This window comes from Paenibacillus piscarius (assembly GCF_022234545.1).
In the GTDB taxonomy this organism is placed as follows: Bacteria; Bacillota; Bacilli; order Paenibacillales; family Paenibacillaceae; genus Paenibacillus_AQ; species Paenibacillus_AQ piscarius.
On record NZ_JAIEUI010000001.1, the window covers coordinates 471,618 to 493,304 of the forward strand.

Sequence of the window (21,687 nt, forward strand, 5' to 3'; positions counted from 1 at the left end):
GCAGCTAACCCCCGGCAACTCTGTCAGCTCCTCCCTGGATCAGCTTGCAGCCGTTCCATCTCCTCCTGAATCCGCTCTACATCGATCCGCTCGAATAATAACTCCAGCTTCGTTACAGGCTGGTGGGGAGGCACAGCTATGGGCTGCCATACAGGTTCACCGATGGACAGGAATCCCCTGATCTTCCTGCAGGCGAAGGGGATGAACGGGTTCAGCAGATTAGACAGGTTGGCTATGATCTGCACACAAGTGTAGATCGTGTGGCTGGCAGCGGCCGGCTCCTCCTTCACCTGCAGCCACGGCTGCTGCTGGTCGAAATACTTGTTAGCCTGGCGGATATGGGTGAAGATGATTTCAAGGGCATCTTTGAAGTGCCCGGCTTCAATCAGCCGTCCGGCTTCACGGTACAGGTGATCCAGACTGCCGGCCCATCCCTCGGACAGTACCCCCTCAGGCACCTTGCCGTCCCAAGACTTGTTCACGAAGGCCAGGCTGCGGTTCACGAAGTTGCCGAAGGCTCCCAGCAGCTCGCTGTTATGGCTGTAGATGAATTCTCTCCAGGAGAAGTCGGTATCCCGCTTCTCAGGGCCGTTTGCAATCAGGAAATAACGGATGGAGTCCGGGTCATACCGGCTGAGGATATCCGGTACCCAGACGGCCCAATTGCGGCTGGTCGAGAATTTCTGCCCTTCGAGGGTCAGATATTCAGAGGCGAAGATCCGGTCCGGCAGATGCAGTTCTTCCGCACCCAGCAGGAGCGCGGGCCAGATGAGGCTGTGGAAAGGAATGTTGTCCTTCCCGTGCACATAATAAGCGGTTATAGAAAGCTCCCCGGGAGCTTCTTGACCGGTTGGAGCAATCCAGAAATCCTCCCAGCGGCGGCCGGTCTCGGCCGCCCATTGCTTGCTGGCGGACAGATAGCCGCTGACTGCTTCGATCCATACATAGATTTTTTTGCCTGCGAAGCCGTCAGCCGGGACCTCCACCCCCCAGTCCAAATCCCGCGTTGCAGCCCGGTCCTGAAGCCCTTCCTGCAGATATCTCCTTGTCAGCCGGACCGCATTATCCCGCCAGCCTTGAGCCGACTCCGTATATTCGGTAAGGGCACTTTGGAAGCTGGACAGCGACAGATAATAATGTACCGTAGAACGCAGCACAGGCGGGGACCCGCAGAGGGCACAGGTGCGTTCCAGCAGATCCACCGGATCAAGAATGGCCGAGCAGTAATCGCACTGGTCTCCCCGGGCCTGCTGTCCGCAGACCGGACAGATTCCATTCACATAACGGTCAGGCAAGTATCGCTGGTCCTCCTCACAATAGCATTGGAGCGTGGACTTCTGATACAGATACCCGTGATCCAGCAGCTTCTTGAACAGCTCTTGCATCGTGCTGTGGTGATGCGGCTGATCTGTCCGCGTATACAGGTCATACGTGAAGCCGAGGGCACGGAAGCAATCGGCGAACTCCTCATGATACCGGCTGGCGAATGCAGCGGGAGATACTCCTTCCTGTGCTGCCTGCACAGCAACGGGAGTACCGTGGCAGTCGCTGCCAGACACATACAGCACAGCGTCGCCCTTAGCGCGGTGGTACCGGGCCAGAATATCTCCAGGCAGAATGCTGGCCAGCCTGCCCAGATGCAGGGAGCCGTTGGCATACGGCCATGCCCCGCCAATGAAAATGTTTGTCATGTCTTATTCCTCCTCCGGATTAGTGAACGCAAAAAAGGCACTCATCCCCCTAAGGGACGAGAGCCTGTGCTCACGTGTTACCACCCAAATTCATCAATGCCTTGCAGCATTCACCTCTTCAGGTACGGCCGCAAAAATAGCGGGTATACCCTAGCACAGTAACGGGTGCGGGTTCCGGCGCAGCCTACGGCCCATTCATGCGGGCTTCGGTGCGCAGCTCTGAGACCATATTCCCTAGGGTTTTCTTTACTCCTTTTCAGCAACCGGAGCTCTCTGTGAAAGAATTGCCAAGGTACTCTTTCTCTTCATAGCCTTTGTAGTTATCCTAATTACTGGATAGCATATACGCAGCCGTGTTCCGATGTCAACCCCCTCCCTGCATTTGCCAAACCCCCTATCCGTGTGCGACAGTAGAGAGGAAGTGATTGTGAAGGAGATTGAGACTATTGCCGGACAACAAGCAGGAACACAAGAAAAGCTCAGGAGCCATGGGGTGGCTGGGCAGCGGGATCGTGCTGCTGCTGCTCAAGGGGAAAGCGGTGCTGTCTCTGCTCAAGCTGGGGAAAATCGCTGGCCCGCTGATCTCCATGATGGTGTCCATCTGGGCCTACGCCCTGATCTCGCCCTGGGAATTCGCCGCAGGCTTCGTGGCCTTATTATTCGTGCATGAAATTGGGCATGTGCTGGCAGCCAAGCGGATCGGACTGCCGGTGAGCGCACCGCTGTTTATTCCATTCATGGGCGCCCTGATTACGATGAAGAAGCAGCCGCTGGATGCCAGGGAGGAAGCTTATGTAGCCTTTGGCGGTCCGGTGCTGGGGAGCATCGGCGCAGCCGTCGTATTTGGAGCAGCCTATTATTATCACAGCCCGCTCTTATATTCTCTTGCTTACGTCGGCTTCTTCCTGAACCTGATTAATCTGCTGCCGATCCATCCGCTGGACGGGGGAAGAATTGCCACGGCGGTGACACGCTGGCTGTGGCTGGTCGGACTGGTAGGGGGCCTAGTGGTTATTGTGTATCTGAAGTCGGTGCTGTTCTTCATTATCTGGCTGCTGTTCGCTTATGATCTGTATAAGAAATACATCAGTCAGCGCAAGCAGAACCAAGCTCATGCGGTGTTAAAAAGCTTCCTGATTCCGATCGAGAATCTGCAGGAGCAAGGCTATCTGATTCCCGGTCCTGAGCACAAGCGGGATCTGCCCTTCACCACTTACAGTGATCTGGAGCGCCAGCAGTATGTGGGCGTGCACTGGGAGAACCTGGACTATTACGGCACAACAACGATGCCGGTGCAGTCCCTGATCCGCAAGGTCCGGATTGCGCAGCTGGAGCAGATCTATGTGGATACGAAGCTGCATCTGAAGATGCAGTGCGAGATCAGCTTCACGGTGTATGACAACGAGAAATACTATGATGTGCCTGCTGCCTCCCGCTGGAGATACGGGATTGCTTATTTTGTGCTTGCCGGATTCCTCGGAGGCATGATGTACCTGGTCCATGTGGTGGGAAATGTAAATTTATAATTATTCGTTTAGGGGCCTCCCGATTCGTCAAAGCTGAATAACAGCGAGATGAGGAAGGAGGCATTGCAATGCGTATGACAAAATTAGCTCTCCTGTCCATAGGAGCCTGCCTCCTGATGGGATCAGCCGGCTGCGGAAACGGCAAGACGCTTCCGGTATATACGGAAGTAGGGCTCATGCCGGGGCTGGACGGTGGCCTGGACGGAGGTCTGAATTCGGGTAACCGCCTGAAGTCGCCGGTGCTGCGGGATGTGTATGACGGTTCGATTCCTGAAGAGGTCTATGACACGCCCTGAATGGTGCAGAGGCTCCGGGCTATATACAGATTATTAATAATTCTGTATAATCCTCAATATTGATTGGACATATAGAGAGGAGCCGGAAGGATGGCAGCAGAAATCGTTCATATCACTACAGAAGAGCAGCTTCAACAGGCGCTTAATATCCGCACGCAGGTGTTTGTGGAGGAGCAGCAGGTGCCGGTGGAAGAAGAGATTGATGAATATGATGTAATCAGCGATAATGTACATCATTTCCTGCTGATGGATAATGGTCAGCCGGTGGCGACCGGGAGAATGATCTACTATAAGGCAGGTACCGCCAAAATGCAGCGGATCGCTGTCCGCCAGGAATACCGTGCTAAGGGCTACGGCCGGATTCTGCTGCTGGCGATGGAGGAGCGGGCCAGTGAACTGGGGCTGGAAGCCTCGATTCTTGATGCGCAGTGTCAAGCGGAGCCCTTTTACCGCAAGCTGGGGTATGAAGTAATATCCCAAGAGCCCTTCTATGATGCGGGAATTCTTCATGTCAGAATGCAGAAAGCCTTGTAACCCGGCGGAGTACATACTCTTTCAAACATATGGACAAGCTAGATATGAGCCTGATGGAGGCTAATCCAAGTGTGAAGGAGAGATTCTGCGTGATGAATCATCAACGGGAACGCTTTACTGCCGCTAAACGCAACGGTGACGGGGACCTGACCGAGTTCCAGACCTCATCCGGCCGTGTGCTGGATTATCAGCAGGCGCTTCAGGAGGTTCAATCCGGAAGTATTGAAGGGGTTAACGTATTTAAGGGCAAAGACGGTGAAATGTATATCCGCGGTGATGCTGACGGTGATCCTACGAACAATCTGGATCAGCTTCCGTCTTTTTAACCGGAGCATAGATCAGGAAGAAACGGCCGGACAGGCGTCTTATGGACGCTTTTGTCCGGCTTTTTGAGTTCCCTTCTGCAAAAAGAAATAAATCCCTGAATTCTGCGCAACTTGTCGCCCGGTTCGCAGTATACATTAACAGCATGAAATACTTGGAGGGGCTTTACAATGAGATGGAGAAAAATTGCACTGTGCGTAATTGTATTTTCCATGATGGGCGGTTCATATTTATTCGCTGACGCGGTGAATCAGAGGATCAAAGTGTCCAGCAATGGAAGGGAGCTGGCCGATGGAGGCTACCTGATCGACGGCAAGGCTTATATTCCTGCACGGGAAGCGGGCGGCATTGTCAGCTGGGACGGCTCCGGCCGGGTGACTATTCTGAAGCCCAATGTTCATATTGTACTGTTCAAGGGTGATACTGTATTCGGCAATGTGAACACAGGCAAGCTGAAGATGAAAATTCTGACCCAGGTGGACAGCCTGAAGGAGAGCATCTCGGCTGTGAAGGTGGCTATTACAGACCCGTCAGGGAATGTAAAGGATATTCTGGAGGATTCAGGGGGCTCCAAGAATGAGGATTTCTGGTTCTCCACCCCGGAATTCACCTATGATTTCAAGGAACCCGGCAAGTACAGTGTAGGCTTCTTCGTGAAGGCCTCGAAGAACGGAGATTACATTCTTGTGTCAGAGAAGGTCGTAACGGCCTCAGGGAAGAATTAAGCCTCCGTAAGCAAATTGACCTGACTTATCTTACGTGTTACGATACCAAATGTAGGATAATTCAATTAAAGCGAGGTATTTCAATGAGCGATCACAAACATGAGCATGGCCATGAACATGGTGAAGCATGCGGTTGCGGACATGATCACGACCATGAGCACGAGGAGTTTGTGCTGACCTTGACGAACGAGCAGGGCGAAGATGTAGAAATGGTACTGGTGGAAACGTTTGATGTAGGTGAGAAATTGTACGCCCTGCTGCTCGAACGCGAGAACCCTGAAGCCGACGGAATCATTCTTCGTATGGAAGAAGAGGACGAAGAGATGGTTCTGTACAACATTGAAGATGAAGCTGAATGGAAAGCTGTCGAAGAAGCTTATAACGAGCTGCTTGCCCAGCAAGAATAGATCCCAGTCACTCCTTCATTTGGGTGTGTGCCGGACAAGCCGCCACCCAATGGCAAAACCCCGATACGGTAACTGTATCGGGGTTTTGTATTGCGTTTGCCGGAGTGATCCTGCTTAAGAGATCGGTTCGGCTTCAACAATCACTTTGATATTGGTGATGCTGCGGTCCTCGGGCCCTTTAACCGGTAACCCGATTTCTACATGGTCAATGATATAGTCGATGTTATCCTGGGTAATTACTTCTCCAGGGAGAAGAATCGGAATTCCCGGCGGATAGACATAGATGAACTCCGCAATAATGTAGCCGGCAGATTCCCGGAAGGGAACGAGCTGGGTATCGGCGTAGAAGGCGTCTCTGGGAATCAGCGCCAGCTGCGGAATATTCGGCACCTGCACCTTCAGCTCATAGATTTCGCCCTTGCTGTAATGAATCGCCGAGAGCACCCGCAGCGCCGCGATCAGCTTATCTACCGATTCCTTGGTATCACCAGGGGTAATCAGGCAAAGAATATTATACATGTCGCTCATCTCGACTTCGATGTTATACTTCTGGCGGAGCCAGTTCTCGGTCTCGTACCCGGTGACTCCCAGATGGCGGACATGGATGCTCAGCTTGGTCGGGTCCAGATTGTAGGTAGCCTCCGTGCCGAGAATCTCTTTGCCGAAACTGTACAGGCCGTCGATTTCGTTAATCTCGCTGCGGGCATAGTTGGACAACGCGATAGTTCTCGCCGCCATCTCGTGGCCGTGCAGAGCCAGATTGCGTCTGGAGGTATCCAGTGAAGCAAGCAGAATATATGAAGTTGACGTTGTGGTGAGCATACTAAGCATCGTCTGTACCCGTTGAGGGTTGACCAGACCGGTCTTAGCATTGAGGTTCAATACCGAGCTCTGCGTCATCGAGCCGCCCAGCTTATGGACGCTGGTTGCCGCCAGATCTGCACCGGCCTGCATGGCCGACACCGGTAAGTCCTCATGAAAATGAATCAGTACTCCATGTGCCTCGTCCACAAGCACGGGAACCCCGTAGCTGTGGGCCAGATCGACAATCGCACGCAGGTCGGCGCATACACCGAAGTACGTGGGGTTGATGACAAGGACACCCTTGGCATCCGGATGGCGCCTTAGCGCCTTTTCCAGCGAGCTGGTAGTAATGCCGTGGTCTATCCCAAGATTCTCATCCTGTACAGGAGAGACAAAAATAGGCTTGGCTCCGGAGAAAATAATGGCCGACATCACGGATTTGTGAATGTTGCGCGGCACAATAATTTTGTCTCCTTCTGAGCATACAGAGAGGATCATCGTCATGATGGCATTGCTCGTGCCTTGTACACTGAAATACGTGTAATCGGCGCCGAAGGCCTCTGCAGCCAGCTTCTGAGCTTCAAGGATCACCCCGTTGGGCTGATGAAGATCATCAAGCGGTGCAATATTGATCAAATCTATGGATAGAGCGTTATCGCCGATAAACTCACGGAATTCGGCATCGGTTCCTAGCCCCTTCTTATGCCCCGGAATATGAAATTGAACTGGATTTCCGGCGGCGTGCTTTTTGAGAGCGGTGAAGAGGGGAGTAGCTTTCTGATTCATTTAATGCTGTCACAACCTTTCGCGAAGAGTGGATTGGATGCTTCCCGTTGAAACGGATACCTTCCCCCGGAGGGCAGGTTAACCATTTCTACTTGAGCAAGCATCAGTATAACAAATCAATCACCATAATACTAGGATGTGATGAAATGACTGGCAAAGCGGCGCAACGTATGCATATTAATTTAGCTACACCGTTCATTTTGGAAATGTGGGTCATTATTTTTCTGGTGGAGTTCGTCAAAGGCTCGCTGCTCGTAGCCCTGCTGCCGGTCTACATGGAGAATGTTCTCGGGATCTCGGTAACCGTGGTGGGCTTCGCCTTTGCGCTGCAATATCTCGGTGACAATCTCTTCCGCAGCCCCTTCGGCTGGGTGATGGAGCGGATCGGGTTCCGCTGGACGATGACCGGTGCGCTGCTGCTGCTGGTCGTGGCGGTAGGCCTGATTATCTATGCCAAAGATGCGGCCACACTGTCGCTTGCCTGCCTGATCCTGGGGATCGGCACCTCTCCGCTCTGGCCCTGCACCATGACAGGCATTACGGAGCTGGCCGGCTCCACCAGCAGCGGCAGCAGCGGCGCGGCAATGGGAGCGGTGGAGATGGCATCGCTGGCCGGAACCGGAGTCGGCCCTATCATCGTCAACTTTATGATGGATCATGGCGGACAGGGGTACCGCACCGTTTTCCTGGTGCTGATGGGCTTCGCCGCAGCCGTTGTAGCCGTGGCCTTGTTTCTGCCCTCGCGCATCGGCGGCCATGCCCCGCGTGTGGTCCGTGAACTGAAGGCTGACGGCACAGCCGTTCCGCGGAAGCCGTTCCAGCCGCTGCACAGTCTGAAGGCGACCTGGACCCAGGTAACCTCTTCCCTGAAGGTGAGCCGTCTGCTGTTCCCGGCGCTGTTCCTCCAGGCCTTCGCCATCGGGCTCATGACCCCGGTGGTTACGCTCTTCGCCCGCTCTGAGCTGCATGTGACCCCTAACCAGTTCAGCCTGCTGCTGATTGCCGGCGGGGGGATTACGGTGCTGGCGCTTATTCCGGCGGGCAAGCTGGTTGACAAGATCGGCACCACGGTATTCCTGAATATCGGTTTTCTCATGGCCGCCTGCTCGCTGACCTTCTTCTCACAGGTCCGCTGGCTGCCGCTGGCCTTCGCGGCTGTCGCTCTGGTCGGCATCAGCTATGCGCTGATTCTCCCGGCCTGGAATGCCTTCGTGGCCAAGCAGGTCCCTGAAGGGGAGCGCGGGACCGTCTGGGGGCTCTTCCTGACGCTGCAGGGCTCCGGCATGGTGGCCGGGCCGGTACTGTCCGGCAGGCTGTGGGATAGCGTCAGCCACAGTGCGCCGTTCCTGGCCAGCGCCGGTGTCATGGTTCTGCTCTTCGGCCTGCACCTGCTGATTGTCCGCCGGACGAAGCTGAAGCACGGTAATGCCCATTAAGCACGCAGCAGGCCCCCGGATCACACCGGGGGCCTGCTGTGCCATGTTTGGAAAAGGCAGGAAACGGTTAAAAATAGTCAATAAACCAAGTTACCCTTACATAAACTGAAGTATAAAATAAGTGTAAGCCGAACACAACAGTCACAAGCTCTAAGCGAGGTCCGGCAGTCTGTTCTGCTCTTAAGTTAAGCCTTGAAGCTGACTATGCTTAAACCAAGCAGTTAGGGGGGAGTGCCGTGAACAAAAACGACGAGGTGGAGTACTGCAATCTGGAGCTCCGGTTTGACAGACAACATATCCAGGATTTAATCAAGGATCTGATCAAGGAAGGCTATTCCCTGTACTGGAGTGAGAATGAGACTGTATTTCTGATCTCGGTGCGCACCGGCCGCAAGCTGGTGAAGCTTCGCTTCCAGCGGATTAAGGAAGGTTACAAGCTTGTCGGGGATTATATGATCCGGGATGCACGGCTTGCAGAATGGATGGAGAAGCTGATTGGTGATACGAGAGGGCACGCCGTGGTCAAACGCTTCCGCGACCGACAGATCATTATAGAGAATATCCTGTTCGGTGAGGTCATCCGGCTGGTGGAAATTTCCGGCTACCAGCAGCGGGTATTGTATCAGAAGGGGCCGGTGCTGTCGGACCAGGAGCTGACGAAGCTGTTCTACTCCAACTATGGCGAGGAGCGCATCCTTGACCGCAGGCTTGCGGTGGATGAGCAGCTGGACCGGCTGAATGAGGCCATGCGGAGCAGGGATGCAGAAGCGGCAGCCGCCTGTACGGCCAGGCTGCAGCAGCTGGCCCGGGAACTGGCAGCGCTGGAATGGTGATATATGCAAGCCGGATATTAGTATGAAGGGCATCCTAAGCGGGGTGCTCTTTCTTTTGACCATTCAACTTGCGGACAGGGGTTCACTTCTGCACACAAAACCGTTAAAATAATCATTGTGAGAATTTCCTTGATGCTTGCGGGTTTGTCAATGAAATTAATCTCTCTTTCGCAGGCAGAACTTTGCTGTCTCTGACAAAGGGTGGTATTCTTATACTGCGAGAATGGATTTCACAAAAATACAGGGTGTAAAGGGTGGAGAACCAGATGTCAAAACAACAAATCGGCGTTATTGGCTTGGCGGTAATGGGCAAGAATTTGGCTCTTAACATCGAGAGCAAGGGCTTCAGCGTATCCGTGTTTAACCGTTCACCGGAGAAGACACATGATCTGGTGGCCGAAGCAGCAGGCAAGAACCTGGTAGGTACGTTCTCTGTTGAAGAATTCGTACAATCGCTGGAAGTTCCGCGCAAGATTCTGATTATGGTTCAGGCCGGTAAAGCTACCGATGCAACGATCGAGCAGCTGCTGCCATACCTGGATCAGGGCGATATCATTATCGATGGCGGCAACGCTTATTTCCCTGATACCGTTCGCCGCAGCAAATATCTCGAGGACAAAGGCTTCCGCTTCGTAGGCACCGGCGTATCCGGCGGCGAAGAAGGCGCACTGAAGGGCCCTTCCATTATGCCTGGCGGCCAGGAGAGCGCCTATAAGCTGGTTGAACCTATTCTTACGGCCATATCAGCCCAGGTGGGCGGAGAGCCTTGCTGTACATATATCGGACCGGACGGTGCAGGACATTATGTCAAAATGGTGCACAACGGCATCGAGTACGGCGACATGCAGCTGATCGGTGAAGCTTACCATCTCCTGAAGGATGTGCTGGGTCTGGATGCCAAGGAGCTGCACAGCACCTTCGCGGAATGGAACAACGGCGAGCTGGACAGCTATCTGATCGAGATCACCAAGGATATCTTCGCACAGTATGATGAAGAGACCGGCAAGCCGATGGTGGATGTGATCCTGGATGCGGCCGGACAGAAGGGTACCGGCAAGTGGACAAGCCAGAGCTCACTGGATCTTGGCGTGCCCCTGTCGATGATTACCGAATCCGTCTTCTCCCGCTTCCTCTCTGCCATGAAGGAAGAACGCGTTGAAGCCAGCAAAGTGCTGAGCGGTCCTGAGGCGGTAGCCTTTGACGGGGATAAGGCTGAATTCATTGAGAACGTGCGCAAGGCGCTGTTTGCAAGCAAGATCGTATCCTACGCACAGGGCTTCGCGCAGCTGCGTGTGGCTTCTGATGAATACGGCTGGAACCTGAAATACGGCGAGCTGGCCAAAATCTGGCGCGGCGGCTGCATCATCCGCTCCCGCTTCCTGCAGAACATTACGGATGCCTATGCCAATAATCCGGACTTGAAGAACCTGCTGCTTGATCCGTTCTTCAAGAATGTCATGGATAACTACCAGTCGGCATGGCGTAAGGTCATTGCTTCGGCGGTAACGCTGGGAATTCCGGTTCCAGGGTTCGCAAGCGCCCTGGCATACTATGACAGCTACCGCACAGAACGTCTGCCGGCGAACCTGCTGCAGGCGCAGCGCGATTACTTCGGCGCTCACACCTTCAAGCGTGTTGACAAGGAAGGCGTGTTCCACCACAACTGGCTGGCAGAGTAACGGATAGCCAATCTGCTGGTGCACATAGAGGCCCGTGCTGCTTTCCGCTTTCAGCGGAGAGTGCGCCGGGCTTTTTTTAATATGCTGCAGGGTTAGATGGAGGCGCCGGGGCCCCTCTGTGCAAACTTTTCACCCTGTGTTATGATATGACAAATGTCGCGGCTTGGAGGTAGGTATGGACGAACGAAATATCATTCTTGTCGGGATGATGGCTACCGGGAAATCTACGGTAGGCGCTATTCTGGCGGAGGAGCTTGGCTATGAGCTGGTAGATCTGGATGCATGGATTATTGGCCGGGAAGGGCGCAGTATCGCGGATATCTTCGCTGATGGCGGGGAGCAGATGTTCCGGGAGCTGGAATCCGCCGCTCTGAAGGAAGTGCTGCAGGGTAAGCGCAGAGTAATCTCAACAGGCGGAGGTGCCGTGCTTGCGCCGGGGAATGCCGGGATGATGCTGGAGCATGGATATGTGGTGGCCCTTACGGCCAATGAGGAAGCGATTATTGAACGGGTCAGCGGGGATGAGAACCGGCCGCTGCTCGCCGGCAATGCGGCAGAAAGGGTACGCTCCATAATGGAGCAGCGCCGGGAGGCATACCGCTTCGCGCACTGCACGGTCGATACAACTGGCCTGAGTGTGGCAGAGGTCTCGCAATATATTTTAATGCGTTACCGCGATTGAGCTTTTAAGTGTGTTGGCGTGAAGTCCTGGCAGGTGAATGTCTTATTCTGTCTCATTCCATTCGATCATGCCGCCGCTGAGGTTCGTGCCCCGGATGCCGAATTGCTGCAGGTATTCACAGACACGCTGGCTGCGGCTGCCGGAGCGGCAGATGAAGACAAGCTCTTTATCGGCCGGAAGCGCCCCGGTCTGCTGCGGAATCTGGCCCATCGGGATATGCTGTGCGCCGGGGATCATGCCGGAGGCGACCTCATCCTCTTCACGGACGTCGATCAGTACAAGCTCTTCGCCTGCTGCGAGCCGCTTACGCAGCTCCTGTGGTGTCATTTGCGGTATCTCATTCATGGTCGTACCCTCTTTTCTGTCCAGGTTTTTGTAAGGATCTTGTGTAGAATGCAATAATGATAACACAACTGCGGATTACCCTGTCAAACGGGACCGTACATATATTAACTACTTTTAGGATAAGGAGCGCTTATATTATGGACGTTATTGTTAAGCCAACACCGGAGCTGCAAGGGGAATTCGGAGCCCTCTCCTCCAAAAACTACACCACCCGCTACCTGCTGGTAGCCGCCTTGTCTCAAGGTGTCAGCACGATCTACTACCCTGCACACAGCGAAGACAGCGATGCAATCCGCAGATGTATTGCTGATCTCGGTGCGGTGCTGACTGAGGATGAGGAGAAAATCGTGGTGCAAGGGTTCGGGCGCCATCCCCGTGATGTCAAAGAGCTGAATGTCGGGAATGCAGGAGCTGTTCTACGCTTCCTGATGGCGGTAGCTGCGCTCAGTCCTGAGGTGACCTTCGTGAATACGTACCCGGATTCACTCGGTAAGCGGCCTCATGACGATCTGATTCTCGCACTCGGCCAGCTTGGCGTGGAGGTAGAGCATAACAACGGAAGGCTGCCGATAACGATCCGGGGCGGCAAGCCGCAAGGCGGGCGTATTACTGTCTCCGGTGCCGTCAGCTCGCAGTATCTCAGTGCTCTTCTGTTCCTGACACCGCTGCTTGAAGAAGACAGCGAGATCATCGTGCTGGATGATCTGAAATCCAAGGTTGTGATCGGCCAGACGCTTGAGGTGCTGGAGCAGGCCGGAATCGTAGTACATGCCGCTGACGATTATATGTCCTTCCGGGTGCCCGGCCGCCAGGAGTATGCCGCCAAGACCTATACGGTGCAGGGCGACTATCCGGGCTCAGCGGCTGTATTGGCTGCCGCAGCGGTGACGAAGTCGGATGTGACCATTCACCGTCTGGCCGAGCGCAGCAAGCAGGGCGAGCGGGCGATTGTTGATGTGCTGCGGATGATGGAAGTGCCGCTCACCCATGAGAACGGATCGGTGCATGTGCAGGGCAACGGCCGCCTGAAGGCCGTAGAATTCGACGGCGACGCGGCGACCGATGCGGTGCTGGCGATGGTAGCGGCCGCTGTATTCGCTGAAGGCACCTCACGCTTCTATAATGTGGAGAATCTGCGTTATAAGGAATGTGACCGCATTACAGATTACCTGGCCGAGCTGACCCGGGCCGGTGCGAAGGTTGAGGAGCGCCGGGACGAGATTATTGTTCACGGCACCCCGGAAGGCGTTGAGGGCGGAGTAACGATCAACGCCCATTATGACCACCGCGTCATCATGGCGCTGACCGTTGTAGGCCTTAGAGCCCGCCAGCCGCTGCGGATCAAGGATGCCCACCATGTGGCCAAGTCTTATCCGCAGTACTTCGATCATCTGCGCCTGCTTGGCGCGAATGTGGAGTGGGTGGAGTGAGCCTCTCCGACTCACTCCGCATTACCCCCCTTGCCTCTGAGGACATTCCTTCCGTGTCGGATGTGTTCAAGACGGCGATCGTTGATGCCTTCGAACGCGAAGGGCTGGGTCACCTGCAGGCGGACATCCGGCAGGAGATTGAATCCAAGATCCAAATGGCCTATGCCGCACTGAATCCGCAGGATACGGCCGTGTATTTCTGGGTAGCCAGAGCCGGGGAAGTGATTGTCGGCACCGTCTCGTATGCACCCTGCGGAGAGGACATCCGGGTCTGCACGGATAACCGCCTCGATGCTGTCGGGGAGCTGGGGAGCCTGTATGTATTGCCTGAATATCAGGGGCAGGGGGCGGGCTCTGCTTTAATTGAGGAAGTCAAGGCCTTCCTTAGGAAGCGGGGGATTTACGAGTTCTGTCTGGACAGCGGATATAAGCGGGCTCAGGCCAGATGGCTGCGGAAGTTCGGGACGCCTTATATATCAGTCCAGGATTACTGGGGACCGGATTCGGTTCATATGATATGGCTGTGCAGCGTGATTGACCCGGAGGATTCGGAGCACGAATAAGAATAGTTGTGCAAGTCATGGAAATTTGGAACTTCTGATGCAGCGATGTATGATGTAGTTGTTGCTGAATATGATAGGCACCATGTCCGAAGCAGCCTTATAGCTGGGGAGGGCATGGGCGAAATCAGACGGAAGGGGAAGTGCAGATGAGCTTTGAGAACCCGAGCAGGGAAGAGATCGGTGATATTCTGGCTGGAGCAGGCAATATAGCTGTTGTAGGACTGTCCGACAAAACAGACCGCACCTCATACATGGTTGCAGGTGCTATGCAGAGCCGGGGCTATCGTATTATTCCGGTCAATCCGTCGGTGGACGGCGAGATCCTGGGCGAGAAATGCTACCATACGCTGGCGGAGATTCCGGAGCCGGTGGATATTGTGAATGTGTTCCGCCGCAGTGAATACTGCGCGGCAGTGGCGCAGGAGGCCGCAGATATCGGTGCACGCGTGCTCTGGCTGCAGCAGGGGATTATCAGCCAGGAGGCCGCAGATATTGCTGCTGCGAATAATATGATCGCGATCATGGACCGCTGCATCAAGGTGGAGGAAGCGATCACGGTGAAGGGCCGGAGCCGGGGATAAGGCTGTGCCGGGGCAGCTGCACCGGGCGCTGAATCCAGGCGGGAGGATAGTGTGGTACAGAAGCATTTTACCACGCTGGATTTCAACGATTATTACGGCTATAATTTAAACCAGACGAAGAACGTCCTTAATTCCGCTGAATAGCGGGGAGGGGCGTTCTTTTTTGTATTTTCCGGGAGGGAGAAGTGAAGATGGACTTTGAGCAGGCACACAGCAGCTTCGTAGAGGCACATGCTAAGGAGAGAACAGGTGAACGGCGGGGAAGGCTGCTGCGCGGACATCAGTATGCGGAACGGCTGTTTCTGCTGAATGTATGGTGGCCGTTGTTCGAGTCGCTGGAGGATTTGCATCCCGAATATGAGGTGTATGACTGGAACCGGAAATCGCAATTTCTGGACTTCGCCTTCCTGCCGCAGAATGGGGCACGCTTCGGCATCGAATGCGATGGCTATCAGAGCCATATCAAGGACATGGACCGGGAGAGATTCAACTACGCACTGAACCGCGATACATTCCTGACCGGGATGGGCTGGAAGATGCTGCACTTCTCGTTTGACGACATCCAGCAGCGCCCCGAGGTGTGCCGGATGCTGCTGCAGCTTGCGCTGGCACCTTATTTGGCACGGAGCAGGGGGGCTGGAGCACAACTTTTGTCTGGAGAAAAAGACGTGTTACGATTAGCATGGCAGCTTGGCAGACCACTTCGGCCCAAGGATGTAACCGATTACTTCGGGATTAACTATAGAACGGCACGCAAGGTGTTAGACGCATTGAGTAAGAAAGGGCTGCTCCAGCCTGTCGCTGGCGGAAGAGGGGTAAGATCCTATGAGCTGAGGCCTATGCATCAGGATCAGAGTTGGTGAGGCGAGGTGAGGGGTGGAGACGGGCCGTAACATCATTGATTAAAGGATTCTAATAGTCGCATTCGCACAGTGTGAATGTATTTTGTACATTAGAATTTAGTCTGAACCTGTTATTTCGAGCTTCTATTGCATTTTATACAGTAGAAATTTGATTAATGGTTGGTTATGATGTAATTCTGAGAATTCTAATGTACGAAGTACAATAGAACGTGAATCTGAGCGGAATTTGGGCCAATCTGTTGTACAAAATACAATCACCGCTCTATTTGGTAAGATGTCTATGCTCAGACTACACTTAAGCTGGTGTTGAGGTGTTGAGGTGTTGAGGTGTTGAGGGCGCAGCACACTGCACCCCCCGGTTCCGCCGGATTCTTTTGACAAAAACTGCTGCAGCGCTTACCATTCAATATAGAAAGAAAGGAGAGGGTCGCCTTGAATTGGCTCGGATCTTTGCAGCAGCTGGGCAGAGCCATTATGCTACCTACCATGGTGCTTCCGGCCGCAGCTATTCTGCTGAGTCTGGGCAGTCTGCCGTGGTCTGCATGGGGACTTTCTTCGGTATCCGAAGTGACGACGTACGCGGGGCAAGGAATATTCTATTTCATGCCTTATTTGTTTGCTGTCGGTGTGGCGTGGGGGTTGTCCAATCAGGCCGGACCGGCCGGACTGGCTGCGCTTGCGGGGATGTTCACTTATGACCGGATTGTGTCCAACATGGGAGACGGGGCTGTACAGCCTGCAACATTAATTGGGATTATCCTCGGTATTGTCGCCGGTGTAGCGCATAACCGCTTTAAGAATATTAAGCTGCCGGAGGCGATCCAGTTTTTTGGCGGATCGCGTTTTGTCCTGCTGTTCATGGGGTTATTCTCGGCGCTGTTCGCCTGGGTCATGCTCGGTGTGTCGCCGCTGCTGCAGGAGCTGCTGAACAAGCTCTTCAGTGCGGTGCAGATGACCGGAGGGTACGGCGTATTTATCTATGGGGTTCTATATAGAGTCCTGACCGCCTTTGGCCTGCATCATATTCTGAATAATGTGTTCTGGTTCCAGCTGGGCTCCTTCACGACGCCGGACGGCAGTGCGGTCGTGCAGGGGGATTTGCCGCGTTTTTTTGCCGGTGATCCGACAGCGGGGATCTTCATGGCCGGGCTGTTCCCGGTGATGATGTTTGCCCTGCCGGCCATTGCCTTCGCCATTATCCAGGAAGCGCGCGAGGACCTGAAGCCCAAGATCAGAAAGACCTTCGTGCGTGCGGCACTGGTCTGCTTCCTGACCGGCGTGTCAGAGCAGATTGAATTCGCCTTCCTGTTCGCTTCGCCTTATCTGTTCGGGCTGCATGTTGTCATGTCCGGCCTGGCGATGGTGCTGACGTATTCGCTGGGGATTCATCACGGCTTCTCCTATTCTGCGGGTGCGATTGACTTCTTCCTCAATCTGCATCTGGCCCAGCGGGCCTGGCTGCTGATTCCGATCGGGATCGGCTACGGGATTGTCTACTATAATGTGTTCCGCTGGGCGATCCGCCGCTTCCAGATTCCTACACCGGGCCGTGAAGAAGGCTCCGAGCTGGGGGATTGGGCGGGGAACATCCCGTATCAGGCTCCGCTGATTCTGGAGGCGCTGGGCGGGAAAGAGAACATTGTACAGGTTCAGGCCTGCATTACCCGGCTGCGGCTGACGGTCCATAATGACCGCTTCATTGATACAGGAGCCCTGAAGGGGCTGGGGTCTGCAGGCATCATCAAGCTGGGCGGGGGCAATGTGCAGGTCGTCTTCGGCACGTACTCGGAGCTGATCCGCGAAGAGATTGACAAGCTGATGCTCCGCGATCTGCCCCAGGTGCTGTTCAGTGCGCCGATTCAGGGGCGGATGATGCCGATTGAAGAGGTGCCTGACCATATTTTTGCCGCGAAGCTGGTGGGGGATGGCGTGGCTTTTGTCCCGGAGAAGGGAGAGCTGGTCTCGCCTGTATTCGGCAAGGTGATGCACGTGTATCCTACGATGCACGCAGTGGGCATTGCTACGCCTGAAGGGCTGGAGGTACTGATGCATATCGGGATCGATACTTCGCAGCTTAAAGGGCCGTTTGAGGCGCTTGTACAGGAAGGGGACAGTGTGGAGCCGGGCCAGCTGCTGGTCCGCTTTGACCTGGCCTACCTGAAGGAGCACGCCGCCTCGCTGGCGACCCCGATGGTGATTACCAATCCGGACCGTGTGAAATCCTGGAGCTACGCTCCGTTCAAAAATGTGAAAAAGGGGCAGTCTTCAGTCATGTCCGTGGTACTACACGAAAGCAATGTTGGAGGGATCGAAGCATGATACAAGGCATAGGCGCTGCAGCAGGTGTTGCCATCGGGAAGGCCTTTGTCCTGCCGAACTGGGAATGGAGTCTGCCGGACACGCAGGTGAACCCGGTGGATTTGGCCAAGGAGTTTGAACGTCTATACGAAGGTATCCGAACCTCCAAGGATGAAATCGAGTTTATCAAAAAAGAATTCAGAGATGTCGTCGGGCCGGAGGAATCCAGCATTTTCGATGCCCATCTGGCGATCCTGGATGATCCGGTGTTCATGAGCGAGATCCGCGGCATTATCGAACGCCAGTACAAGGCGGCTGAGGTGGCGGTTAAGGAAGCAATCGACCACTTCGTGGCGATGTTCGATCTGCTCGACGATGAATATATGAAGGAGCGGGCGGTAGATATCAAGGATGTCGGCAACCGCCTGCTGAAGCATCTGCTGGGTGCGCCGGAGGTCACTCTGCCGTCCGACACCCAGCCCTACATTCTTGTGGCCAAAGAGTTGTCACCCTCTCAGCTGGCTCATCTGAATCCGGCCTATGTGCTGGGCATTGTGACGATGATGGGCGGCAAAACCTCGCATTCCTCCATCATGGCCCGGGCGCTGGGCATTCCGCTGGTCGCGGGGCTGGAGAACAAGCTCCCGGTTCCGATCCAGACCGGGGATATGCTGGTACTGGACGGGGATACCGGCGCGATTATGATTCATCCGGATGAAGTCACGTTGAAGGAATTCAATACCCGGCGGGCGATGCAGCTTAAGAAGCGGGAGCAGCTCGAGCTGCTGGCTACCGTCGAAGCTGTCACGAAGGATGGCGTCACCCTTCGTCTGGCCTGCAATATCAGCTCGGTGAAGGAGCTGAATGTCGCGCTCAAATATGGGGCGGAGGGCGTAGGGCTGTTCCGCACAGAGTTCCTGTATATGGACCGCAGCTCCTTCCCGACAGAGGATGAGCAGTTCGAGGTATATAAGCTGGTTGCGGAGCAGGTCGGCAAGGATTCGGTAGTGATCCGTACGCTGGATATCGGCGGGGACAAGCATCTGGATTACTTCCAGCTGCCGGAGGAGCAGAATCCGTTCCTCGGCTACCGGGCCATCCGCATCAGTCTGGACCGCAAGGATATGTTCAAGACCCAGATCACAGCGATTCTGCGGGCAAGCCATTACGGCCGCGTCAAGCTGATGTTCCCGATGATCTCTTCGATTGAAGAGCTTCTGGCAGCCAAAGCGGTGCTGAATGAAGTGAAGAACGAACTGGACGCCCGGGGCGTACCTTATGATCCGGACATCCAAGTCGGCATCATGATCGAGGTTCCGGCTGCCGTCATGATTGCCGATCTGCTGGCGGAGGAAGTGGACTTCTTCAGCATCGGCACGAATGATCTTGTGCAGTATGTCCTGGCTGTAGACCGGATGAATGAGCAGATTGCCCATATGTATCATCCGTATCATCCGGGTGTGCTGCGTATGATCCGGATGACTGTAGAGGCTGCACAGCGCGCAGGCATTGATGTCAGTGTATGCGGCGAGATGGCTTCGGACGAGCGTTCTCTGCCGCTGTGGCTGGAGCTGGGCATCAGCGTGCTGAGCATGTCGCCGCAGGCGCTGCTGAAGGTGAAGCACCGCACGCTGAATACGCTGGCTGCCGAAGCGAGAGAGATTGCGAAGGTCTGCCTGCGGAGCCGCACCAGCAGCGAGACGGAGGAGCAGCTGAATGCTTTTGTGAAACGGAGCGTTACGTTGGGAGCAGGCGGCAATGCCAAGGGAAGAACGTCATAGCTTGTGAGCTGATATAGTGTGAATATAGAGTCCGGCGCGGGGGAAACTGACCCGGTATGCCGGGCTTTTTGCTGTAGCTGTCAAAAAAATAAAACCGTTTCCCCCGCCGGACAGTCAGTATAGGCAGAGGTCAAAAAAAGGAGGGGGAGAAAAAGAGATGGAAAGTACCTGGGAAGGTGAACGTGTGCGGGGATTAAATGAAAAGGAACAGCTCTTTATCGGGCGGGTGCTCGATCAGAAGAAGATCCTCTATAGCATTGCATACAGCTATCTGCGGAGTGAGACCGAGGCGCTGGAGATGGTTCAGGAGGCTACATACAGAGCCTGGATAAAGCGCGGAAGCCTGAAGGACGAGCAGCGGTTTGCGCCATGGCTCACCAGAATTCTGATTAACTGCTGCAAGGATGAATTAAAGCGGCGCAAGCGGCTGCGTATCACCGCTGCGGTTCAGGAGGGCAGCGGGCTGCAGGAGATGACCAGTGACCGCAAGCTGGATATGGAACGGGCGCTGGAAGCGGTGAAGCCGAAGTACCGGCAGGTGCTGGTGCTGAAGTATTACCGGGATATGACGCTGACGGACATCGCAGAGGTACTGGGGAAGCCGGAAGGCACAGTCAAGACCTGGCTGAACAAGGGGCTCAAGCAGCTGAGGGACAAATTGAAAATCAGAGGAGGGCTATAACATGGTCAGAACCGAAGAAGAACTGCTGAAGGAATATTACCGCAATCTGTCGGCGGAGGCGGAGGAGGTAGCAGAGCTGAAGCTGAGCACGGCGGTGCGCAGAGGGGTAACAAGTCCGCGCAGAGCCACCTTGTCGCTGAAGAATCGTTATACTCTAGCCACAGCCGCCATACTGGCGATAGTCCTGGTGTTCTCCGTGCCATGGGGGGGCGGAATGCTGAATAAGCGGGAGGCCGTACAGGGTTCAGCGGTGACCCGCACAGCCGGGGAGTTCGATGCCTACCGTCAGCAGGCGGGCAGCAACATTACCGTATCTTCAGCGATTGAAGCCGGCCTAATCAAGCGCATCAGCGGGGTTACGGCTGAGCAGAACGGGTATGCGCTGAGTGTTGACGGAGTAGCCGCCGATCAGAAGGGGATTATCATCCTATATTCGATCAAAAATAATACAAAAGCAAACACGAACTGGAACATATTTACCCTTACGGAAAGCAGGCTGAGACCAGTGAGTACCTGGCGGGAAACGGAGAGCGCAATTGCTCCAGGCCGGACCACCTATGGATATGAAGTCATGGAGTGGGAGAAGGAGTACAGCTCCCTGCCGGATCAAGTTACGCTTGCGATGGAGCTTCATGATTTTAAGGGCCATACCACTTCCACCGCTGATAACCTGCTGGCTAAGCTGTCTGTAGCTATTCCGCTGGACCGCGGTCAGATGGCTAAGGCAGGCGAAACCATCCGTCTGGACAAAACGCTGGCTGTAGAGGGGCAAGAAATCAATATCAAAGAGGTTTATGTGGCTCCCTCCGGTATTTATCTGGACTATACCGTGAACTCGCAGAACTCCAAACAAATTTTCTCGCTGTATAACCCGTATTTCCTGGTGGGCAAGGGCGGGAATTATACGAATCTGAAACTACTGCGCATCAGCGAAGAGAAGGACAAGACCCGTCTGGTATTTGCGAACGACAGCAGCACGAAGGAATCCGTCCAATTCGGCATCGGCGGGGTACTGGCCCTGGACAAGAACGCAACCCGCCTGGTTATTGACACAGATAAGCAGAAGATCATTCAAGGTCCGGGACCAAATTTAAAAATATCCACGCATACTTTTGCTAAGGGAACTACCCTGGTTCTGGCGCATTACCCGGAACCGGGAGCGAAAAGAATAGACGACTCCATAACCAATTCATTCATGCTGGATACGGAGTTTGCCGATGGGGCAGGTAAGCTGCACGATACTGCTTCGAGTTACGCCATCCCACCATTAACAGAATCGATGCAAAAAGCTAATCTGTTTTTCGTAGGCCTGGGCAGCAACAACTACCCCCAGCCGCTGACCTTCACCATAGAATCCTATCCTAACCTGATTAAAGAGAGACTGTCTCTTCAGATCCGTTAATCAGTTCATCAAAAACAAG

The 21,687-nt window shown here is 54.5% G+C and carries 21 protein-coding genes and 1 other annotated feature; of the genes, 18 read left to right on the forward strand and 3 right to left on the reverse strand.

Annotated features, from left to right (window positions below):
- Positions 1–23: 23 nt before the first annotated feature.
- Positions 24–1,691, reverse strand: a complete 1,668-nt coding sequence (metG, locus tag K1558_RS02065) for a methionine--tRNA ligase (protein WP_238649703.1) — start codon at positions 1,689–1,691, stop codon at positions 24–26.
- Positions 1,692–1,740: 49 nt separating this feature from the next.
- Positions 1,741–2,009: a binding site (T-box leader), on the reverse strand.
- A gap of 170 nt (positions 2,010–2,179) precedes the next feature.
- Here metG and K1558_RS02070 point away from each other — a divergent pair.
- The 6 genes from K1558_RS02070 to K1558_RS02095 all read left to right on the forward strand — a co-directional run bounded on the left by K1558_RS02070 (position 2,180) and on the right by K1558_RS02095 (position 5,503).
- Complete coding sequence (locus K1558_RS02070) at positions 2,180–3,217, forward strand: site-2 protease family protein (RefSeq protein WP_238650003.1); 1,038 nt, start codon at positions 2,180–2,182, stop codon at positions 3,215–3,217.
- A 74-nt stretch (positions 3,218–3,291) separates the two neighbouring features.
- Entirely contained in the window at positions 3,292–3,513 is a 222-nt protein-coding gene (locus tag K1558_RS02075) for a hypothetical protein (protein WP_238649704.1), read from the forward strand.
- Between the two features lie 90 nt (positions 3,514–3,603).
- Positions 3,604–4,047, forward strand: a complete 444-nt coding sequence (locus K1558_RS02080; protein ID WP_238649705.1) for a GNAT family N-acetyltransferase — start codon at positions 3,604–3,606, stop codon at positions 4,045–4,047.
- Between the two features lie 89 nt (positions 4,048–4,136).
- A complete protein-coding gene (locus K1558_RS02085; RefSeq protein WP_238649706.1) occupies positions 4,137–4,373 on the forward strand; it encodes a DUF3892 domain-containing protein in 237 nt (78 codons plus the stop codon).
- Between the two features lie 168 nt (positions 4,374–4,541).
- A complete protein-coding gene (locus tag K1558_RS02090; RefSeq protein ID WP_238649707.1) occupies positions 4,542–5,096 on the forward strand; it encodes a copper amine oxidase in 555 nt (184 codons plus the stop codon).
- A gap of 83 nt (positions 5,097–5,179) precedes the next feature.
- Positions 5,180–5,503 (forward strand): DUF1292 domain-containing protein, encoded by a 324-nt coding sequence (locus K1558_RS02095; protein ID WP_019911532.1) that lies wholly within the window; start codon positions 5,180–5,182, stop codon positions 5,501–5,503.
- A 114-nt stretch (positions 5,504–5,617) separates the two neighbouring features.
- Here K1558_RS02095 and K1558_RS02100 read toward each other — a convergent pair whose 3' ends face one another.
- On the reverse strand, positions 5,618–7,093 hold the full coding sequence (locus K1558_RS02100; protein WP_238649708.1) for an aminotransferase class I/II-fold pyridoxal phosphate-dependent enzyme: 1,476 nt from the start codon (positions 7,091–7,093) through the stop codon (positions 5,618–5,620).
- Between the two features lie 146 nt (positions 7,094–7,239).
- On the opposite strand from K1558_RS02100, the gene K1558_RS02105 reads away from it, so the two are divergent.
- The 4 genes from K1558_RS02105 (at position 7,240) to K1558_RS02120 (ending at position 11,723) form a co-directional block, all read left to right on the forward strand.
- Complete coding sequence (locus K1558_RS02105) at positions 7,240–8,529, forward strand: MFS transporter (protein ID WP_238649709.1); 1,290 nt, start codon at positions 7,240–7,242, stop codon at positions 8,527–8,529.
- A gap of 236 nt (positions 8,530–8,765) precedes the next feature.
- Positions 8,766–9,362, forward strand: a complete 597-nt coding sequence (locus K1558_RS02110; RefSeq protein ID WP_238649710.1) for a hypothetical protein — start codon at positions 8,766–8,768, stop codon at positions 9,360–9,362.
- Between the two features lie 266 nt (positions 9,363–9,628).
- A complete protein-coding gene (gndA, locus tag K1558_RS02115; protein ID WP_238649711.1) occupies positions 9,629–11,041 on the forward strand; it encodes an NADP-dependent phosphogluconate dehydrogenase in 1,413 nt (470 codons plus the stop codon).
- 175 nt (positions 11,042–11,216) lie between these two features.
- A complete protein-coding gene (locus K1558_RS02120) occupies positions 11,217–11,723 on the forward strand; it encodes a shikimate kinase (RefSeq protein ID WP_238649712.1) in 507 nt (168 codons plus the stop codon).
- Positions 11,724–11,765: 42 nt separating this feature from the next.
- Here the strand turns inward: K1558_RS02120 and K1558_RS02125 are convergent, their stop codons facing one another.
- Positions 11,766–12,068 carry a rhodanese-like domain-containing protein gene (locus tag K1558_RS02125; RefSeq protein ID WP_238649713.1) on the reverse strand — a complete coding sequence of 101 codons (303 nt, stop codon included), beginning with the start codon at positions 12,066–12,068 and terminating at the stop codon, positions 11,766–11,768.
- 137 nt (positions 12,069–12,205) lie between these two features.
- Between K1558_RS02125 and aroA the strand changes: the two genes are divergently transcribed.
- The 8 genes from aroA (at position 12,206) to K1558_RS02165 (ending at position 21,668) form a co-directional block, all read left to right on the forward strand.
- Positions 12,206–13,498, forward strand: coding sequence for a 3-phosphoshikimate 1-carboxyvinyltransferase (gene aroA, locus K1558_RS02130; RefSeq protein WP_238649714.1), 1,293 nt, complete (start codon positions 12,206–12,208; stop codon positions 13,496–13,498).
- Positions 13,495–14,061 carry a GNAT family N-acetyltransferase gene (locus tag K1558_RS02135; RefSeq protein WP_238649715.1) on the forward strand — a complete coding sequence of 189 codons (567 nt, stop codon included), beginning with the start codon at positions 13,495–13,497 and terminating at the stop codon, positions 14,059–14,061. The genes aroA and K1558_RS02135 overlap by 4 nt, the downstream gene beginning before the upstream one ends.
- Before the next feature lie 146 nt (positions 14,062–14,207).
- Positions 14,208–14,642, forward strand: a complete 435-nt coding sequence (locus K1558_RS02140) for a CoA-binding protein (RefSeq protein WP_238649716.1) — start codon at positions 14,208–14,210, stop codon at positions 14,640–14,642.
- 191 nt (positions 14,643–14,833) lie between these two features.
- The gene (locus K1558_RS02145) at positions 14,834–15,505 is read left to right on the forward strand and encodes an endonuclease domain-containing protein (protein ID WP_238650004.1); all 672 of its coding nucleotides are present in this window, start codon (positions 14,834–14,836) and stop codon (positions 15,503–15,505) included.
- A 432-nt stretch (positions 15,506–15,937) separates the two neighbouring features.
- A complete protein-coding gene (locus tag K1558_RS02150) occupies positions 15,938–17,824 on the forward strand; it encodes a glucose PTS transporter subunit IIA (protein ID WP_238649717.1) in 1,887 nt (628 codons plus the stop codon).
- Positions 17,821–19,584: a phosphoenolpyruvate--protein phosphotransferase gene (gene ptsP / locus K1558_RS02155; RefSeq protein ID WP_238649718.1), complete on the forward strand. Its 1,764-nt coding sequence runs from the start codon at positions 17,821–17,823 to the stop codon at positions 19,582–19,584. The genes K1558_RS02150 and ptsP overlap by 4 nt, the downstream gene beginning before the upstream one ends.
- Before the next feature lie 157 nt (positions 19,585–19,741).
- Positions 19,742–20,266 (forward strand): sigma-70 family RNA polymerase sigma factor, encoded by a 525-nt coding sequence (locus tag K1558_RS02160; protein WP_238649719.1) that lies wholly within the window; start codon positions 19,742–19,744, stop codon positions 20,264–20,266.
- Position 20,267: 1 nt separating this feature from the next.
- The gene (locus tag K1558_RS02165; RefSeq protein WP_238649720.1) at positions 20,268–21,668 is read left to right on the forward strand and encodes a DUF4179 domain-containing protein; all 1,401 of its coding nucleotides are present in this window, start codon (positions 20,268–20,270) and stop codon (positions 21,666–21,668) included.
- Positions 21,669–21,687 lie beyond the last annotated feature (19 nt).

Bases quoted from the DNA above. Each gene is read 5' to 3' on its own strand.
- metG (WP_238649703.1), bottom strand. From the start codon at position 1,691: ATGACAAACATTTTCATTGGCGGGGCATGGCCGTATGCCAACGGCTCC.
- K1558_RS02070 (WP_238650003.1), top strand. From the start codon at position 2,180: ATGGGGTGGCTGGGCAGCGGGATCGTGCTGCTGCTGCTCAAGGGGAAA.
- K1558_RS02075 (WP_238649704.1), top strand. From the start codon at position 3,292: ATGACAAAATTAGCTCTCCTGTCCATAGGAGCCTGCCTCCTGATGGGA.
- K1558_RS02080 (WP_238649705.1), top strand. From the start codon at position 3,604: ATGGCAGCAGAAATCGTTCATATCACTACAGAAGAGCAGCTTCAACAG.
- K1558_RS02090 (WP_238649707.1), top strand. From the start codon at position 4,542: ATGAGATGGAGAAAAATTGCACTGTGCGTAATTGTATTTTCCATGATG.
- K1558_RS02095 (WP_019911532.1), top strand. From the start codon at position 5,180: ATGAGCGATCACAAACATGAGCATGGCCATGAACATGGTGAAGCATGC.
- K1558_RS02100 (WP_238649708.1), bottom strand. From the start codon at position 7,093: ATGAATCAGAAAGCTACTCCCCTCTTCACCGCTCTCAAAAAGCACGCC.
- K1558_RS02105 (WP_238649709.1), top strand. From the start codon at position 7,240: ATGACTGGCAAAGCGGCGCAACGTATGCATATTAATTTAGCTACACCG.
- gndA (WP_238649711.1), top strand. From the start codon at position 9,629: ATGTCAAAACAACAAATCGGCGTTATTGGCTTGGCGGTAATGGGCAAG.
- K1558_RS02120 (WP_238649712.1), top strand. From the start codon at position 11,217: ATGGACGAACGAAATATCATTCTTGTCGGGATGATGGCTACCGGGAAA.
- K1558_RS02125 (WP_238649713.1), bottom strand. From the start codon at position 12,068: ATGAATGAGATACCGCAAATGACACCACAGGAGCTGCGTAAGCGGCTC.
- aroA (WP_238649714.1), top strand. From the start codon at position 12,206: ATGGACGTTATTGTTAAGCCAACACCGGAGCTGCAAGGGGAATTCGGA.
- K1558_RS02140 (WP_238649716.1), top strand. From the start codon at position 14,208: ATGAGCTTTGAGAACCCGAGCAGGGAAGAGATCGGTGATATTCTGGCT.
- K1558_RS02145 (WP_238650004.1), top strand. From the start codon at position 14,834: ATGGACTTTGAGCAGGCACACAGCAGCTTCGTAGAGGCACATGCTAAG.
- ptsP (WP_238649718.1), top strand. From the start codon at position 17,821: ATGATACAAGGCATAGGCGCTGCAGCAGGTGTTGCCATCGGGAAGGCC.
- K1558_RS02160 (WP_238649719.1), top strand. From the start codon at position 19,742: ATGGAAAGTACCTGGGAAGGTGAACGTGTGCGGGGATTAAATGAAAAG.
- K1558_RS02165 (WP_238649720.1), top strand. From the start codon at position 20,268: ATGGTCAGAACCGAAGAAGAACTGCTGAAGGAATATTACCGCAATCTG.